The sequence below is a fragment of the Intestinibaculum porci genome (assembly GCF_003925875.1).
Taxonomy (GTDB): Bacteria; Bacillota_I; Bacilli_A; order Erysipelotrichales; family Coprobacillaceae; genus Intestinibaculum; species Intestinibaculum porci.
Genome location: NZ_AP019309.1, coordinates 2,641,767 through 2,657,702, shown reverse-complemented (window position 1 = coordinate 2,657,702; position 15,936 = coordinate 2,641,767). Strand labels below are relative to the sequence as shown.

The 15,936-nt window shown below is 40.9% G+C and carries 16 protein-coding genes and 5 tRNA genes; 13 read left to right on the top strand and 8 right to left on the bottom strand.

The genetic code is table 11. The features are described 5' to 3' along the window. Positions 1-25: 25 nt before the first annotated feature. From SG0102_RS12720 to SG0102_RS12700, 5 genes are all read left to right on the top strand, one after another. Positions 26-101 (top strand) — tRNA-Glu (locus SG0102_RS12720). Between the two features lie 4 nt (positions 102-105). After that, a tRNA-Asp gene (locus tag SG0102_RS12715) sits at positions 106-183 on the top strand. A gap of 2 nt (positions 184-185) precedes the next feature. After that, positions 186-261: transfer RNA gene (locus SG0102_RS12710), tRNA-Phe, on the top strand. 14 nt (positions 262-275) lie between these two features. Further along, positions 276-368, top strand: a tRNA-Ser gene (locus SG0102_RS12705). A 2-nt stretch (positions 369-370) separates the two neighbouring features. Continuing rightward, positions 371-447, top strand: a tRNA-Pro gene (locus tag SG0102_RS12700). A gap of 310 nt (positions 448-757) precedes the next feature. Here SG0102_RS12700 and SG0102_RS12695 read toward each other — a convergent pair. The 3 genes from SG0102_RS12695 to SG0102_RS12685 all read right to left on the bottom strand — a co-directional run bounded on the left by SG0102_RS12695 (position 758) and on the right by SG0102_RS12685 (position 3,654). Next, positions 758-1,255: a hypothetical protein gene (locus SG0102_RS12695; RefSeq protein ID WP_125119750.1), complete on the bottom strand. Its 498-nt coding sequence runs from the start codon at positions 1,253-1,255 to the stop codon at positions 758-760. A gap of 310 nt (positions 1,256-1,565) precedes the next feature. Beyond that, the gene (locus tag SG0102_RS12690; RefSeq protein ID WP_125120275.1) at positions 1,566-3,119 is read right to left on the bottom strand and encodes an ISL3 family transposase; all 1,554 of its coding nucleotides are present in this window, start codon (positions 3,117-3,119) and stop codon (positions 1,566-1,568) included. A gap of 148 nt (positions 3,120-3,267) precedes the next feature. Further along, positions 3,268-3,654, bottom strand: a complete 387-nt coding sequence (locus SG0102_RS12685; RefSeq protein ID WP_269461220.1) for a DUF6431 domain-containing protein — start codon at positions 3,652-3,654, stop codon at positions 3,268-3,270. Between the two features lie 373 nt (positions 3,655-4,027). On the opposite strand from SG0102_RS12685, the gene SG0102_RS12680 reads away from it, so the two are divergent. After that, on the top strand, positions 4,028-4,582 hold the full coding sequence (locus SG0102_RS12680; RefSeq protein WP_125120273.1) for an HdeD family acid-resistance protein: 555 nt from the start codon (positions 4,028-4,030) through the stop codon (positions 4,580-4,582). Between the two features lie 48 nt (positions 4,583-4,630). Here SG0102_RS12680 and SG0102_RS12675 read toward each other — a convergent pair whose 3' ends face one another. Further along, complete coding sequence (locus SG0102_RS12675; protein WP_125120272.1) at positions 4,631-5,293, bottom strand: hypothetical protein; 663 nt, start codon at positions 5,291-5,293, stop codon at positions 4,631-4,633. Between the two features lie 67 nt (positions 5,294-5,360). Next, positions 5,361-5,660: a hypothetical protein gene (locus SG0102_RS12670; RefSeq protein ID WP_125120271.1), complete on the bottom strand. Its 300-nt coding sequence runs from the start codon at positions 5,658-5,660 to the stop codon at positions 5,361-5,363. A gap of 185 nt (positions 5,661-5,845) precedes the next feature. Here SG0102_RS12670 and SG0102_RS12665 point away from each other — a divergent pair, with 185 nt between their 5' ends. Next, complete coding sequence (locus tag SG0102_RS12665; RefSeq protein ID WP_157983055.1) at positions 5,846-6,658, top strand: putative ABC transporter permease; 813 nt, start codon at positions 5,846-5,848, stop codon at positions 6,656-6,658. Here SG0102_RS12665 and SG0102_RS12660 read toward each other — a convergent pair. Then, a complete protein-coding gene (locus tag SG0102_RS12660) occupies positions 6,655-7,401 on the bottom strand; it encodes a MurR/RpiR family transcriptional regulator (protein ID WP_125120269.1) in 747 nt (248 codons plus the stop codon). The two genes, SG0102_RS12665 and SG0102_RS12660, sit on opposite strands and share 4 nt — an antisense overlap. 169 nt (positions 7,402-7,570) lie before the next feature. Here SG0102_RS12660 and nagB point away from each other — a divergent pair, with 169 nt between their 5' ends. The 4 genes from nagB (at position 7,571) to SG0102_RS12640 (ending at position 11,307) form a co-directional block, all read left to right on the top strand. After that, positions 7,571-8,299 (top strand): glucosamine-6-phosphate deaminase, encoded by a 729-nt coding sequence (gene nagB, locus SG0102_RS12655; RefSeq protein ID WP_125120268.1) that lies wholly within the window; start codon positions 7,571-7,573, stop codon positions 8,297-8,299. Between the two features lie 242 nt (positions 8,300-8,541). After that, on the top strand, positions 8,542-9,642 hold the full coding sequence (locus SG0102_RS12650; RefSeq protein WP_157983054.1) for an iron-containing alcohol dehydrogenase: 1,101 nt from the start codon (positions 8,542-8,544) through the stop codon (positions 9,640-9,642). Positions 9,643-9,741: 99 nt separating this feature from the next. Further along, positions 9,742-10,704 carry a helix-turn-helix transcriptional regulator gene (locus SG0102_RS12645; RefSeq protein ID WP_157983053.1) on the top strand — a complete coding sequence of 321 codons (963 nt, stop codon included), beginning with the start codon at positions 9,742-9,744 and terminating at the stop codon, positions 10,702-10,704. Positions 10,705-10,773: 69 nt separating this feature from the next. Next, positions 10,774-11,307 (top strand): RNA 2'-phosphotransferase, encoded by a 534-nt coding sequence (locus SG0102_RS12640; RefSeq protein ID WP_125120265.1) that lies wholly within the window; start codon positions 10,774-10,776, stop codon positions 11,305-11,307. A gap of 16 nt (positions 11,308-11,323) precedes the next feature. Here SG0102_RS12640 and SG0102_RS12635 read toward each other — a convergent pair whose 3' ends face one another. Continuing rightward, positions 11,324-12,925 (bottom strand): oxidoreductase, encoded by a 1,602-nt coding sequence (locus tag SG0102_RS12635; protein WP_331852257.1) that lies wholly within the window; start codon positions 12,923-12,925, stop codon positions 11,324-11,326. 344 nt (positions 12,926-13,269) lie between these two features. Between SG0102_RS12635 and SG0102_RS12630 the strand changes: the two genes are divergently transcribed. Then, positions 13,270-14,691: an IS110 family RNA-guided transposase gene (locus SG0102_RS12630; RefSeq protein WP_157983052.1), complete on the top strand. Its 1,422-nt coding sequence runs from the start codon at positions 13,270-13,272 to the stop codon at positions 14,689-14,691. 201 nt (positions 14,692-14,892) lie between these two features. On the opposite strand, the gene SG0102_RS12625 is transcribed toward SG0102_RS12630, so the two are convergent. Then, positions 14,893-15,297, bottom strand: coding sequence for an oxidoreductase (locus SG0102_RS12625; protein WP_197715041.1), 405 nt, complete (start codon positions 15,295-15,297; stop codon positions 14,893-14,895). A 104-nt stretch (positions 15,298-15,401) separates the two neighbouring features. Between SG0102_RS12625 and SG0102_RS12620 the strand changes: the two genes are divergently transcribed. Then, positions 15,402-15,932, top strand: coding sequence for a PadR family transcriptional regulator (locus tag SG0102_RS12620; RefSeq protein ID WP_125120262.1), 531 nt, complete (start codon positions 15,402-15,404; stop codon positions 15,930-15,932). Positions 15,933-15,936: the final 4 nt, after the last annotated feature.

Below are 15,936 nucleotides of genomic sequence, written 5' to 3'. Positions count from 1 at the left end.
TAATATACACGAGCAGTCAAAAAACGGCGGATTGGAGAAACGGTTAACTCACATGCCTTTCACGCATGCATTCACGGGTTCGAATCCCGTATCCGTCACCACAATGGTCTGGTAGTTCAGTTGGTTTAGAATGCCGCCCTGTCACGGCGGAGGTCGCGGGTTCGAGCCCCGTTCAGACCGCCATTGGTCTCATAGCTCAGTAGGTAGAGCAAAGGACTGAAAATCCTTGTGTCGCTGGTTCGATTCCGGCTGAGACCACCATTTCAATATTACGCGCAGCTTTACCCAAGTCCGGCTGAAGGGATCGGTCTTGAAAACCGACAGGGGATGCAAGTCCCGCGGGGGTTCGAATCCCTCAAGCTGCGCCAGTCGGGAAGTAGCACAGCTTGGTAGTGCACCTGGTTTGGGACCAGGGGGTCGCAGGTTCAAATCCTGTCTTCCCGACCATTTTTTTGCTTTGGAAGCGAAGGCTTCTTTTTTTGGCTCTCAGGAAATTGATGGGGTAAGTCATAACTAACCAAATTTATTAAGTTAAATTGATAAGACCCCATAATCTCTTGGAGACCTTTAGGAAGATGTATAAACAATATACATCTTCTTTTATTTGTTATGTCTATATATTTTCAGTATGTTTGTTTAAATCCAAAATACAGCTCAGTCATGCTTGCTAATTGAAATATTAAAAGAAGGAAATAACGAGTCTCCTTCTTATTATGCTGTTTTCACTGCATTCAAAGCGATACAGTTATGCACATTTTTAGAACTGTACATCATCATCCTGGATGGCATATTCAAAATCCCTGTCGTTTTCTTCGGAAACCATCTGATCATAATATGATGCTACGCTGTATGGAAGTATCTTGTGCATAAGAGTCATATATCTTTCAGGATATACGTATTCAATCTGGCTGATTAAATCTGATACTTTATTCATGTATAATTCTAACAGGTTATCCTCGTCAAAAGGCTTAATGATATCACTGCTCATTGCCTCTCTTATATCCTTCATGAGGCGGGGATCATCAATAAGCATCTGATAAATATTAATGTTTTCATCCGATGACATCAGTTCCTTTATTTTCTTGCTGCTGGAGGTTGCGCTTAGCGCTGTTTTGATTCTGGACAGTGAATTAGCGATATAGGTATAGTATGCTCCCATCGCTTCTACGCTGCCGTCTTCGTACATTTCCGGATCATAGTCATCATCCTTCTCTGTAAGAGGATCTGAGCTGATTTCATAGTCTTTCATTGCCATAGTTAATTCTCCTTTCCTGTATATGAATTGACTTGTAAAAAATCCTCATTTGCAGCCACTGGACTGCCAAATGAGGAGTAATGAAAGCTTATAAGCCATACCCAGGCATTATCCAGTGGCTTAGTAATTAATGATGCATCTCTGATGTATATGCGTTATTCAGTTGTCAATGTTTAATGTTGATGATATAAGTGCCGGCACGGCTTTAAAAATGATTCTCATTGCAGAGACGATGCGTTGACATGATCGCTAATGCCGCGGAGTATATACGTGCCGGTAGTGCGGCTGCAGGGTTCATGATGAAGCATCATTATTTGCTTGTTTTTTTAGATTTATTGCTGCGATCATTATCGTCATCAATTCTTCTTTTAGGCGTATAAGGCATGTAGATTGGCGTATCTGTGTTTATCGCAAAGAGGCAGCGGTTTCTGAATCTCTGGAAGTTTCTCACACCGTTTGAAGCCCTCTTTACGTCTTTGATGATTTTATTCCGTGATTCAATTTTCCCGGTCGAAATATGAGTGCCCGTATCGTCAATAATGATGAACGAATTGACGATTGATTTTTTCCATTCGCTGAGGGTGCTGGCATATCCGCATATTTCAGGAACGTTAGACATTCTCAGGTCTCCAATCAGGGAATTGAGCGCTTCTCTGGCTTCATTGTAGCTGATTGTGTGGTAAAACGCTCTAAGCTTGTCGTAGAAGTTTTCCGCTTCAGCCAGATCAGGATTGGTTTCAATCAGAAGGTTATGGATATCATAGAAATTGAGATATCTGCCCAGCTTTTTGTTCATCTTCTTTGCTCTGTTAGGATCCAGGATAGGCAGCTCCTCATCGTCAGCGTGCTTGCCTTTTTTCTTCTTTTTTTTCTTGTTATCTTTGCTTTTATATTCATCAGACTTCATCAGAAGCCAGTTCCACTTGCTGAGAAGATAATGCTGGATGTCATATTTATTCCATTCGGGGTTGAGATACTTGCGGCCGTTAGGAGTAGTGAGATACTTTTCGAGCTTGTCACGCTTATTTTTAGCGGCCTTCATTGTATCAACTCGCAATCCTTTGTAAATTTCTGTAAAAATCTGAATGATGTGAAATTCATCGCAGGCATGGATAGCGTTAGGAAAGCATATCCTGGTGATTTCACGATAGGTTTTCCAGCAGTCAGAGCAGATGATTTCAACTTTTTCACGCTCCTCCCGGGGAATAAGAGTGAAGTATCTGACAAGATCCTCCTTTCTTCTTGTTGGCAGAATGTCGATGATGTCCTGCGTTACAAAGTCCATGATAACGCACGCATACTTTGAATCGCGGCTGTCAACGGCATGAACTTCGTCGATTAGAATATACTTGGGAAGCGGCTTTCTGGGAATCTGAACGTGTCTGTCAAATATGATCATTACCGAAGAGGCAGAAATATTAAACGTTTTGGCGACATCCTCATAGCTCAGTTTAGGATTTCTCAATGCAGTCAGGACATTATACACGGTCAGCACACTGATTGTGGAATGGCCTTCTGAGAAGGGGTTGTCTTCATTAAATGTTTTGCCGCATGCAGTGCATTCATAGCGTCTAACATGGTATTCAATATAGCAGTTGATGTTGTGAAAGATCGAATGGGTGATCTTCTTGGTGTGATAGCCTTTGATTTTTTTGGTGGGCGTGGTGCAGTACGGACATTCGTGCTTTCTTGCGGCTAGCGTAATAAAAACGTAAATGCCGTCTGCCTGATGAATGCATGAAAGATCCTCAACGTCTTCTTTATGCAGGTTGAAAAGCTGGAGAATGAAATCCCCATCTATTAAGCCGTTTTCACCAGGGATTATGTCGGCAAACACTATTTCGTTATCGTTGCTTTTCTTCATTTATGACCTCCTGTAAGCTTACAATATCATAATAGAAGGAAATACTTACTAACTCAAAACATGTCGTGTGAGAGTTTTATTTTTGAAATATACGCATAGAATTATAATGATTCTAATAAGAAATTAAGAGAAAAAACAGATAAATTTGTCAGACGGCAACCACCAGAGTTTCGCACTTATCAATGAAGTGTCCTCTGCAGAAGGCCATACATGCGCTAACGTAATCAGTGATGCGGTGAAGCCTGATGACATTGGTCAGCCATCGGATATATGCTTCGCTGTAAGGAAGATCATCGGTATCGCCACTGATCACTGCATTCAGATCTTCGGAAGAGATCTGATGATACGGCACCATAAAATCAAAGAGCACAGCGTGTGTCTTGCCGGTTCTTCCAGAGCGGATGCGCATAATTCTGTATTCAACGGGTTCTCCGTCAATGTTCACATATCTTGTGTAGAATCCAAACACAGTGAAGGTGTCGTTATATAGCTTTCCTAAAAGCTTTAGGACATTAAGTCTGGCGATTATTTTCATGTATTCAGATGGAGGAAAAGGTTTGCTTTTTTTAGGTCTTTGTATTATACTCATATTGTTCTTATTGGACAGATGAAAGCTAAGTGGTCAACTTAATGGGCTTTCATCTTTTTTTTGCCTTTCTTAGGAATTTGATAAACTGAGCAATTTGATTATGCTGTTCTATATCTCAAATATATCAAATTTCAGGCACCCCAAAAACATAAACCGCAGCTGTAAAAGAAAAAAGTCTTTGAGAACATAACCCCAAAAACTTTTAAAGCTAGCCAAAACCCCAAATTAATATAGAGACTCCTTTTTTTATACAGTTTTATAAAAATGACTGTTTAAAATAAAAAGATTTGGAGTAAGATATAAGTAGGAAGTGAGTATTATGAAAAATATTCAGAAATATTTAACTGGCAAAATTATTGCATCTATTTTCTTTATTGTTCTGGGCATCATCATGATTGCCAGACCATTACAGATCGTTTCTCTGATTACGATGATTTTAGGCATCGGCACCATTATTATGGGGGCTGTTCTGATTGGCTTAGATGTGCTCCAGAAGGAATTATTCTTACGCAGCGGAACGCTTATGCAAGGGGTTTTACTCATTGTTATGGGGATCGCTTTACTGGCTTATCCAAATGTCGGTAATATTCTTCTCCCATTAAGTATTGGGGCGATCATTATTGCCGATAGTATCTTACGTTTACAGATTGGCCGGGCGATTACGCATATTGGCGGCACGTCTTATTTAACGATCATTTCGATCTTAACGTTTATCTTAGGTCTGATCTGCGTCTTCAATCCGATGATCTCTTCTCAGGTCATTACCATTTATTTAGCGATTATGATGATTGTCGAAGCGATCACGTCATTGGTTGATACAATTTATGTGAAGAAGTACATGAAAGAGTTACAGGATAACATCATTGATGTATAACATTCCAAAGGGGAGCGAGCGCTCCCCTTTAAAAATAAAAAATCCACCTTAGTGGATTTTGGTGATCAGTGATAAGCCGAGGCTTAACATCGCCACATAGGCGAGTGTTTTTGGCATCATTAACATGCCGACGGCTGGATGCTTTTTTGCATACAGCACCACTGGTAAGTAACAAATGAAGGAAATGGCAATGGCGATGGACATAAACTGCATATGATAGCCATACGCATTACCGGAAAAGAGGAAGAGAATGTACATCGTAATCCCGGTAAAGATAAAAGGAATATTACGATAGATGCCCCAACGCGGATTGCCTTCATAGTGATACCAGTTATTTTGCGGCATCAGGCATAAGACGATGCGGATGATCGCGGTCAGCCAAATGATGAAAGGGTAAATGAAGGGAACAGAAATACCGAAGAGCTGTTTCCAGATATAATAGAGTAAGACATAAAATAAGGTCATCGTCATCGAAGAAACCTGCAGGCCTAAGCCTAGTGCATGTTCGGTTTTTTCATCCTCACCTGATAGCGCACGTTTCATCCGCGGGATGAGATGAAAAGCATCTCCGCCGCCCAGTAATAAAGCGAGGCATCCATACATCGTAAAGATGATACTTTGATGACCGTGCATAAAAAAGATGATCGCAGCGACAAGATCAAATAACAAATAAGCCCCATCAAAAAAGGCTTCGAATTTATTTTTATTCATTGAGATAAAATCTCCTTTCTGCGCAAATTATAACATAAGACGATATAAAAAAAGAGCGTTTCGCTCATTATAAGGTAGAGAATGTAAAGAGGACGCCAGCAACGATGGCGGGAAGAAGAAAAATCAGATCGTTGACTTTCTTTTTGATCGCACATAATGAGACAAACTGCATCAGTGAAGAACCAATTAAGGCTAATGATAAACCAAGCAGGATACCTTTCTCATGGGTGGATAAGCGCAAAATATTTTCATAGCTTGGATAGAAATTATACTGGGTATGAGACAGGATAATCGTTCCTAAATATAAAGCACTGTAAACCACTAATAGGCATGATATAAACTTGATGATTCGCATTAAATTCTTCATTTACTTTCCCTCAACACATCTCTTTAGACTCTTACTACGGGAGATTATAGAACAGTTTAGAGCCCTTTTCAATGTTAATTCTTAATTTTTTCTTAATTATTTTCAGTAAGCTCTTTCATTATAAAAGTACCTGTTTAGGCCTTGTTGGAAGGGTAAACTATGATACAATGAAGATGGTGATGACAATGATTATAAGTCAATATTTTGTTGGTTTTGTATTCTTTAGTTTTCTGGGCTGGATTTATGAATGTACCTATTGCATGCTTAATACCGGCACTTGGGAAAATCGCGGTTTTCTCTTTGGGCCCTATTGTCCCATTTATGGTATTGGCGTCATGAGTGCTTTTTTTATCTTTCATTCAGGCGTCTTACCAACAAGCGGTGATACCAATCCTATTGAGATCTTTTTGGTTTGTATGATTGGCTCGGCAATTATTGAATATCTAACCAGTTATATTTTAGAAAAGAAATATCATGCCCGCTGGTGGGATTATTCTAATGTACCGCTCAACATTCATGGCCGCATCGCCTTGCCAATATCAATAGCCTTTGGCTTGGCGGGCGTAGTCATTGTTCGTTATATTTTACCGCTTTTTAAAGGTTTTGGGACAAGTGAGCCGTCATTATGGATGGAGCTTTTATCACTAGCCCTCATGGCTGTGGTAGCGACGGATTTCGGCATGACTTTAGCGACCTTATCAAGCATTGTCGATAAGATTACTGATGTCGAAGAACAGTTTGGCGATCGCGTGCAGTGGGCTTATGATCGGGCGAGTGAAAGTAAGGATGAACTGCAGATTCAGCTTGATAACTATGCCGAATATGTAAAAATGAAAGTGTCACAGGCAGCCGGCAGTCTCGGCGGTAAGGAAATTAATATCTTGCATCGGATGCGTTATACGAAAGATGAAGTGGAATATACCGCACATAAGATGGAAAACTTAGGCAAGATGTTAAGAAAGAAAAAGAAAGAAGAAAAGAAACAGGAAAGCGATTAGTCGCTTTCCTGTTTGCGGTTATAGGCTTTTTTGGCGAGGTACTCGACAATCGATAAAGCCGGGACCTGTGAAGTAATATTCATATGATTGTGTGATTTGGTAGGAATATAATAAGCAATCGACACATCAGCGAGTTTCGCTAAGGTTGAGGTTGAAGTATTGGTAATCGCAATAACCTTCGAATTAGCGACGCTCTGATCACTGATGAAATCAACGATATCCTGATGTTCACCATTCACAGATAAGACAATGAGGCAGATATGACTTGCTAACTTCCGTTTGAATTCATGCAGGAAGGTATTTTCTGGATCATCGACGGCAATCGAAAAGCAAACCAGGGAAGAAAATAACTGGGCTGCATAAGAGGCGATCATCCCGGAAGCACCTTTGCCAATAAAGATCAGAAAATCGGCGGCAAGGATCTCATTGATCGCTAAGTCTAAGTTTTCTACATAGCTAGGTGTGGAAAACTTGTCAAAGAAGGAGGCGATCATTTTGATATCTGTATCATAGCTGCTCTCTGGCGCTTCCTGCAGATAATTTTTGAGTTTGAATTTGAACTCGGAATAGCCGTCACATTCAAATTTCTTACAGAAACGCAGGATCGAAGTTGTTGAGACATTGGTTTCACTGGCTAATTCACGAATACGCATATAGGGCACTTTGGTAATATTAGCGATGACAAATTTATAAATATGCAGTTCTAAGTCATCTAAAGCAACATCTTTTTTTAAAAATAACATAGTGATTCTCCTTTCTTAAAGCGTAAAACAATCCTTTATAAAAAACAAGATGTTTTTTATAAAAACTTGTCACAAGGGCTGTAATCTCTCCCTAAACACGTCAAAAAGCTGATTTTCTATTTTTGTTTGATTATAATAGAGGCGAAGAAGAAACAAGGAGGTACAGATCATGAAAGTGATTATTAAAAAGAATTATGAAGAAGTGAGTCAGTATGTCGCTCAGGAAATCATCCATCTCGTCAATGTCCATCCTCGGGCCGTGTTAGGTTTAGCGACGGGATCTTCACCAATACGCACTTATGAATTATTAAAAGAAGACCATATGAATAATGGGACCAGCTACAAGCAGGTCTGCAGTTATAACTTAGATGAATATAGTGGTCTCACCCCTGATCATCCGCAAAGCTATCATTATTTTATGCACAAACAGTTATTTGATGGTTTAGATATTAGGCCTGAAAATATTCATTTACCAGATGGTGAAACGGATCCTGAAAAAGCCTGCGCTCACTATAGCGCAATGTTAAAAAAGCATCCGCGTGATTTACAGTTATTAGGTGTTGGTTCAAATGGCCATATTGGTTTTAATGAACCAGGCACATCATTTGATTCCCATACACATAAAGTGGCATTAAAAGAAAGTACCATCAAGGACAATGCCCGATTGTTCTTTAACGGTGATGAAGACGCCGTGCCCCATTATGCAGTGACGATGGGTATTCGCGATATTCTTGATGCGAAAAAGATTATTTTAATTGCCTGCGGCGCGCGCAAGGCAAAAGCGGTCGCCGCCTTAGTGAAAGGGCCTGTCACCACCGACTGTCCAGCCTCTGTTTTACAGACGCATCCTGATGTCCTCATTGTCATCGATGAAGAAGCAGCGCAGCTGCTTAAATAAGGCTTCCTGTTTCTTCTTAAAATATTCATATCATTGCCTATGAATGCAATATCTTTATCCCATGGCATTTCATTAAGATAGACTTGTGCTTACCGATGAAAAGATAAGTATTCTTCATTCATTTCTTCAAATTCACTTTAAAGCGCAAAGGTCGGAGTCATCCGGCTTTTGCGCTTTTAGGTATAATCCTGCTCTTGAAAGCCATTTCTCAATCCACTAAAATGAAATCAGGAGATGATATCATGCAATTATTAAAACTTAAACCAGTCCTTTATTCATGCCCAGACTTTGGGGCTTTTGTCGATGAATTCAAGGTGACCGATCGGGATCTGATTTTATCTAATGATTATATTATGGCCCCGCAGTTAGAAAAAACGCTATGTGAAGCGACGGTTATCAATTTAGAAGATTTTGGCAGCGGGGAACCAAGTGATGTGATGATCAATGCTTTGCTTGAACATGTATCGACGTATGATTATGATCGTCTGATTGCCATTGGCGGAGGCAGTGTGTTAGATATTGCGAAGATCGTGGCTGTCGCCGGCCAAGAAACGGATGTCAATAAACTTTATGATCAGCCCCTCGTTAAACATCACCAGCTGATTGCCGTGCCCGCAACTTGCGGGACAGGCTCGGAAGTGACCAATATTGCGGTTGTTAACCGCACCGTTTTAGGGACCAAGCAGGGTTTAGTTGGCGAAGCGTTATATCCAGATGCGGCCGTGATTGTGCCAAGTTTCCTTGAGACGCTGCCCTACGAAGTCTTTGCGACAAGCTCGATTGATGCGCTTATTCATGCCATCGAAAGTTATCTCTCACCAAAAGCTACGCCTTTTACCCAAACGTTTTCAGTTGATGCGATGAGTGCGATTCTCAATGCTTATCTGTTAGTGAGAGAAGACCATGAGGCTTACAAACAGTTAGGCCAGGTCTTATTACAGGCTTCGACGAGTGCCGGCATCGCTTTTGGGAATGCGGGATGCGGGCTGATTCATGCGATGAGTTATGCCTTTGGCGGAAAGTATCATGTCCCACATGGCGAATCCAATTATCAGTTCTTAATGAAAGTCTTACATTTTTATCGCCTCAAACAGCCAGAAGCGTTTCAGGAGTTTTCTGATATGCTAGGGGAAATGTTAAATGCGCTTGATCCATTAGCGACCTTAGAAGATTTACTCAATGAAATCTTACCTTATAAACCAATGCGCAGCTATGGCGCCATTGCCAGTGATCCGGCGACTTTTGCGAAAAGTACTGTCGCTCATCAGCAGCGTCTTTTAGCAAATGCCTTTTTTAAGGTTGATGAACAGGAAATTCGTGAACTTTATGAATCCTGCCTCTAAAAAAATGAAATGAAAGTGAAAAAAGTCACTTTCATTTTTCTTATGTCCAAAGTATTGAACATCGGAAAGTGTATAGTATAGGTGTAAGGGGGGATGCACATGAGAAAGAACGGTTTAATACCAGTGTATATTTTGAAAATTCTGAGTCAGACCGATGCGTCGCATCGTCTTACCCAGAAGGATCTTCTTCAGCTGCTTCACGAGAAATACGATGTGAAGATTTCTCGCGGAACCTTAGGGAGTTATCTGCATGAACTGCGACAAGCCCATTACGTCAGCGGTGAACGCGGTATTTATAGAAATCGGGATTTGAGCGATGAAGAAATTCGGATCGTTATCGATAGTGTTCTTTTTGGCCATTTACTGCCCCAGGATCAGGCCAAAGCGCTCATTGGGAAACTGCAGAGTCTGGGAAGCTTGGCATTAGAGCGGAAAGTACGCGCGATTCACGAACTGCCAGATATCAATCATAATAATAATGAGCATCTCTACGAGATTATGGAGGCCTTAGATGAAGCGATTGAAAACCATAAACGGGTGCGCATTACCAGCTGCCGCTATGGCATTGATAAGCAGCTTCATGAAACGTCCACCAGGATTGTCGACCCTTACTATATTGTTTCGGATTTATCACGCTTTTACCTCATTTGTCATAATGACGGCAGCGACGATCTGGGAAATCGACGCTTAGACCGGATGGCGAAGGTGGAGATTTTAGAAGAAGGCTGTGTTTCTATTCGCACTTTGTCTTCTTATGCGCACGGCTTTGATTTAGGTGATTACATGCGTGAACATATTTATATGTTCGCCGGGGAATCAGAGACCTGTCAGTTAAAAATTGTGAAAGATCATATCGGCGATTTCATTGACTGGTATGGCACGTCTTTCCATGTGATGGAAGAAGATGAGGAATATGTGCTCATCAGTGCGAAAATCAATACCCAAGCCTTATATTACTGGGTTTTACAGTATGGCGAAATGGTAGAAGTGCTCTCGCCGCTCTCCTTACGGGAAAAGGTGAAGGCGGGATTAATGCGGATGCTTGCGCGTTATCAAGCATAGGGATGTTACTCGGGAAGACATTAAATGTCTTCCTGCTTTTTGATACAATAAGAAGCGGAGATGAAGTTTATGAACAAAGGAAAATTTTTAAGTCTGATCTTACGCCATCGTCCCGATGTGATTGGGATGACCTTAGATGAACATGGCTATGCCCATGTGGATGAACTGATTGAAAAGATGAACACGCAAACCCCGATGGATCGGGAAACCTTAGAAGAAATTGTGCGCACGGATGACAAGCAGCGCTTTAGCTTTAATGAGGATCATACCCTCATTCGGGCAAACCAGGGCCACTCCATTTTGGTTGATGTGGAACTTATGGAAAAACGACCGCCGGATGTTCTTTATCATGGCACCAGCACCAAGGCGGCGCCGTTTATTGAAGCGTCAGCGATTTTGCCAATGACGCGTCTTTACGTCCATTTATCATGGGATGTGAAAACGGCGATTAAAGTGGGTTTACGCCATGGCCAAGTGGTTGTTTACAAAATCGATGCGAAGAAGATGTATGAGGATGGTTATCGCTTTTATTTATCAAAAAATAATGTCTGGTTAACGAAAAAGGTGCCGGTCTCTTATATTCAAAAAATACCAGCAGAATAATTCTGCTGGTTTCGTATTATAAGCTATTAGCAACTTCAAAGGCATCCCAAATGGCATACATGATATTAGAAACTTTACGGGCATCACCTAATAAGTGAATATCTGAAACATCAAACTGTAAAGATTCATAAAGGGAAGCTTCTTCTTTATAGCCGATGGCTAAGACTACGCTGTCTGCTGGCAGCTGTTTTTCACCATCAGGGGTGGTGATTGTTAAGGTCTTGCCATCATAGGCTTTAGCCTGTGATGAGGTATACATCTGAACGTCTTTATAAGGGACTAGTCTTTCCAGCATTTCCTTATTAGCGGCGCATAATGGACCATTTAAGGCTAAGATCTTATCTAAGGCTTCGACTAAAGCAACGTTACGGCCTTCATCTTTTAAGGCGATCGCTAATTCACAGCCGACCAGACCGCCGCCGATGACAGCAACATTCTGCCCAGGATCGACTTTCTTATTTAAGACATCTTCCGCGCTGTATGTTGTTTCATCATGACCTAATGAGAAACGTTTAGGCGTTGAACCTGTCGCAATGATGACAGAATCGTAGTTATGGGCTAAGACTTCTTCACGCGTCACTTTTTTGTTGAGGGTGACATCAACTTTTAATTTTTTCATCTGGTATTCATACCATTTGACTAATAAGTGATCATCTTCCTTAAAAGAAGGGGCACCGCCAGGAATCAGGTTACCGCCTAAACGATCGGTCGCTTCAACGAGAGAAACGTGATGACCGCGGATTGCTAAAACGCGGGCGGCTTCTAAGCCAGCAACCCCGCCGCCAACGATTAAGACATTTTTAGGAGCACCGATGACGGGACGATAAGCCGTATAACGTTCACGGCAAGCTTGTGGGTTTACGGCGCAGTTGAGCGCTGAGTATTCCTGGATACGGCCCATACAGCCTTCCTGACAAGATAAACATGGACGAATATCCTGAATATCACCACGACGTAATTTATTGACATAATCTGGATCCGCTAATAATGGACGACCTAAAGAGATGATATCGCAAGTGCCATCTTCAATGGCTGCTAAAGCCATATCCGGATTATCCATACGACCGGCACAGAAGACTGGGACATCAACGTTTTCTTTAACGATCTTAGCGTAAGGACGATAAGGACCTTTTTCGATATACATTGGCGGATGATTCCACCACCAGGCATCATAGGTCCCGACATCGACATCTAAAGCGCAGTAACCATAAGATACAAGCATCTTCGCCGCGGCGATGCCTTCTTCAATATCACGGCCTTTTTCTGCAAATTCTTCTCCTGGCAAAGCGCCATCACGTAAATCCTTAATGAATGATTTTAATGAGAAACGTAAGGTGACAGGGAAGTCTTCGCCACAGCGCTGATGAATTTCTTCAACGATTTCTTTTGCGAAGCGCAGGCGGTTTTCTAAAGAGCCGCCGTATTCATCAGTACGGTGATTGAATAAGGAAATGGCAAACTGATCAAGCAGATAACCTTCATGCACAGCATGAATCTGAATGCCATCAAAACCAGCTCTCTTGGCGTTATAAGCGCCATTGCCAAACTGTTTAACGATATGATGAATTTCCTCAACGGTCAATGCGCGACAAGTTTTATCTAACCAGCGATGCTGGATTTCACTTGGTGCGACTGGTGGGATTTCCCCTCGTATAATATGTTTGTAATTTGATTAATGAATCATCGCTAATAATTGATGATTCTTTAGATTTGAATATACACTTCAAATCCAGGATAATAGATTCTGTTTTGAACCTAAGGTTGTATTCTTTCTCCTTGCGGCCCCTATGGGATGTCCGCTTCACATAGACTTATTCCTCAGCCAAAACAGTTCTTTATACCCTAATGAGTTTGTTGAAGCTTTGTTTGCATTGTCTTCTTATTTTCGAGGTTGCGTTTGTCTTGGCTTAGAGGTGCAGTTCAAAACAAATTACTATCAATTTATGAAATGAGGTACTTATCGTGAAAAACAATATCTTTTCAAAACAATATGATTTATTTATCGGTTTAGACGTTTCTAAAGGCAAAGCAGATGCTGCCATTTATAAACGTAACAGAGATAGAAATGTTAAATCCAAATTTGTTCGAAAGGCGATAAAGTTTAAATTCACCAAGCCAGGTGTCGATGAGTTCCTCGATACCGTTAGACATTACAAAGATGAAGACTGCCTGAGCGTTCTTTTCACAATGGAAGTAACAGGCGTGTACTCTGACAATGTCTATATGTATATACGCGATCATCTCCAGGAAAGTGAAGCAGTTAAGTTTCTGGATACTAAATTCGTTGACAGGTGGCGCGATGCACACGGATATGCCAAATCCGATCCACTTGACGCTAAGACTATTGCACAGATGTGCGCAACTGATGATGATGCACGTTATGTTGAAAAAGCTCCTAATTACAACGAAGAAAACAACAAAAAAGGACATGCGAATCTAAAACTTCTGACGCATCGCTATCAGCAGCTGAATAAACAGCTAAATGCTGAATACAATCGACTGAGTGCACAGTGTGAAAAGTTCTTCCCGGAGCTTACCGCTGTTTTCTCAATACGTTCTGCGACTGCGCTTGCAATCTTAGAGGCATATCCTACTGCACATCATATCATTAAATCTTCTAAAAATGAAGTCTTTAATGTGGCTTACGAGGCCTCTAAGCATCGCTGTAAGGAAGCTAAAATAGACGATTTGTTCGATCTTTGTGAAAATACCATTGTTACTCTTAATGTTCCTCAGGAAGCTGAACTGATCACCGTTGAAATGGTCAGCAGTATCAGAAATCTGCTTCAGACAAGGAGAAACTACAAGAAAATGATGGTTAATCTTGCTTCAGAACAGCCTGCATTTAAGCGTCTTCAGACATTAATCGGTGTTGGTGAAGAATCCGCAGCTATGATTCTTGGTGAGGTATATGACATAGCTCTTTCCAAGAAAGCGGAAAACTTTGCATCATACTGTGGATTAACGCCAAGAAATAAGAAATCAGGTTCATCAGTTGATACCCATGGGAAGATTTCCAAAATGGGATCGCCTATCCTCAGACACGCTATATACCTGGCATCAGAGTATGCCAGACGGCATAATCCATACCTTGCCAACCTTTTTGCAAGGGTTAAAAATGGCAATAAGAAGCGCCATAAGCTTGCAATAGTAGCTGTTGCCAATAAGATGGCACGTTATATTTACGCTATTCTTAAGCATGATAGTGATTTCGTACTGCTTTATGAGGATCTCATGAAGCTTCCGGAAGATACCCGAGCCACGTTCTTCCAAAGTATTACTACTGACATTCCAGAAAAGACAAGAAGATGTATTTACAAATATTCTGATGAGAATGGTGTAGTACATGATTTTACCTTTACTGGAAATGACCCAGAAGAGTAATACTGTATGTAGATTTTTGATATAAAACACATATGTTTCGATAGCTTGTGACATCTTTCACATTTATACACACTAAGATGTTTTCTTTTTGTAATTTTTAATACTACATATTTGTAGCACTCACCTCTAAGCCAAGACAAACTCACTTGGCTTTAGAATCAGAGTAAACAAAGATTCAATTAATTTATATAATTAACAAAATCAACTCCCCTCATATTTTCTATTGACATTTAATAGTATGTCTAAGTTGGTAGGGATCGTAACCCGTCCGAAACCAGCGCTCATCTGTAAGAATATTTTCGCGTTGTAAGCATGAATGCGTTCCGTCATTTCACGGGCTGTACGGATAAACTGAATCGGATTGTGGGTTGGTGATGGACAGTTTGGTAAACCATGCTGCTCAACATCATCATCGGCGAAAGTAACCCCGGTCATGATTAAGCCGGTTCCGCCTTTTGCTCTTTCGACATAATAATCAATACCACGCTGGTTAAAGCCGCCATCGCTGTCGCTTAAACCAAGCGGTCCCATTGGGGCCATGGCAAAACGGTTTTTAACCGTAATAGAACCAATGGTCATTGGGGTAAATAATTTCTGATATTTCATTTGAAAACCTCCATGTGAAAATCATAACGTCATTTTACTTGTGTGTCAACATTTACATGTTTAATATTTAAAAGAACATGTTAAAATAAATACAGGTGAAAAAAATGAGAACATTAAAATATGCAATTTTAGGATTAGTTTCGCAAAAACCGATGACCGGTTATGATATTTATAAAGAATTTGATGGACCGATCGGGAACTTCTGGTCTGCGAAACATAGTCAGATCTATCCGGAATTAAAGAAACTGACACAGGAAAAACTTTTAAACTATGAAATGCCGGAAAGCGGCGAATCGTTAAAGAAAAAAGTATATACCATTACCGAGGCGGGGGCTAAGGAACTTGATGCCTGGTTATCAGAAGATGAAGAGCTTGCGCCAACAGCGAAAGATGTCTTCCGCTTACGGATGTATTTTTGTGAGCGAATGGATCCTTCTCTCGTCAAAGATTTACTACTCTCACAGCTTGATAAGCATGAAGATAAACTGGCCTCTTTAAAAAGCAGCATGGATGAGCATTATACGAAAAAGCCAACTAAGGCACAGCTTGGAGATTATCTGGTTTTATCCGGCGCAATCTCGCGAGAAGAGGCGTATTGTGACTGGATTCGCTCATGTTTGCCTTATTTTAAGTGAAAGG

What these genes read in the sequence shown, in the direction of transcription:
- SG0102_RS12680 (WP_125120273.1), top strand. Translation starts at nt 4,028, where the DNA reads ATGAAAAATATTCAGAAATATTTAACTGGCAAAATTATTGCATCTATT.
- SG0102_RS12645 (WP_157983053.1), top strand. Translation starts at nt 9,742, where the DNA reads ATGAGAAAGAACGGTTTAATACCAGTGTATATTTTGAAAATTCTGAGT.
- SG0102_RS12695 (WP_125119750.1), bottom strand. Translation starts at nt 1,255, where the DNA reads ATGGCAATGAAAGACTATGAAATCAGCTCAGATCCTCTTACAGAGAAG.
- SG0102_RS12625 (WP_197715041.1), bottom strand. Translation starts at nt 15,297, where the DNA reads ATGAAATATCAGAAATTATTTACCCCAATGACCATTGGTTCTATTACG.
- nagB (WP_125120268.1), top strand. Translation starts at nt 7,571, where the DNA reads ATGAAAGTGATTATTAAAAAGAATTATGAAGAAGTGAGTCAGTATGTC.
- SG0102_RS12670 (WP_125120271.1), bottom strand. Translation starts at nt 5,660, where the DNA reads ATGAAGAATTTAATGCGAATCATCAAGTTTATATCATGCCTATTAGTG.
- SG0102_RS12690 (WP_125120275.1), bottom strand. Translation starts at nt 3,119, where the DNA reads ATGAAGAAAAGCAACGATAACGAAATAGTGTTTGCCGACATAATCCCT.
- SG0102_RS12650 (WP_157983054.1), top strand. Translation starts at nt 8,542, where the DNA reads ATGCAATTATTAAAACTTAAACCAGTCCTTTATTCATGCCCAGACTTT.
- SG0102_RS12640 (WP_125120265.1), top strand. Translation starts at nt 10,774, where the DNA reads ATGAACAAAGGAAAATTTTTAAGTCTGATCTTACGCCATCGTCCCGAT.
- SG0102_RS12665 (WP_157983055.1), top strand. Translation starts at nt 5,846, where the DNA reads ATGATTATAAGTCAATATTTTGTTGGTTTTGTATTCTTTAGTTTTCTG.
- SG0102_RS12660 (WP_125120269.1), bottom strand. Translation starts at nt 7,401, where the DNA reads ATGTTATTTTTAAAAAAAGATGTTGCTTTAGATGACTTAGAACTGCAT.
- SG0102_RS12675 (WP_125120272.1), bottom strand. Translation starts at nt 5,293, where the DNA reads ATGAATAAAAATAAATTCGAAGCCTTTTTTGATGGGGCTTATTTGTTA.
- SG0102_RS12620 (WP_125120262.1), top strand. Translation starts at nt 15,402, where the DNA reads ATGAGAACATTAAAATATGCAATTTTAGGATTAGTTTCGCAAAAACCG.
- SG0102_RS12685 (WP_269461220.1), bottom strand. Translation starts at nt 3,654, where the DNA reads ATGAAAATAATCGCCAGACTTAATGTCCTAAAGCTTTTAGGAAAGCTA.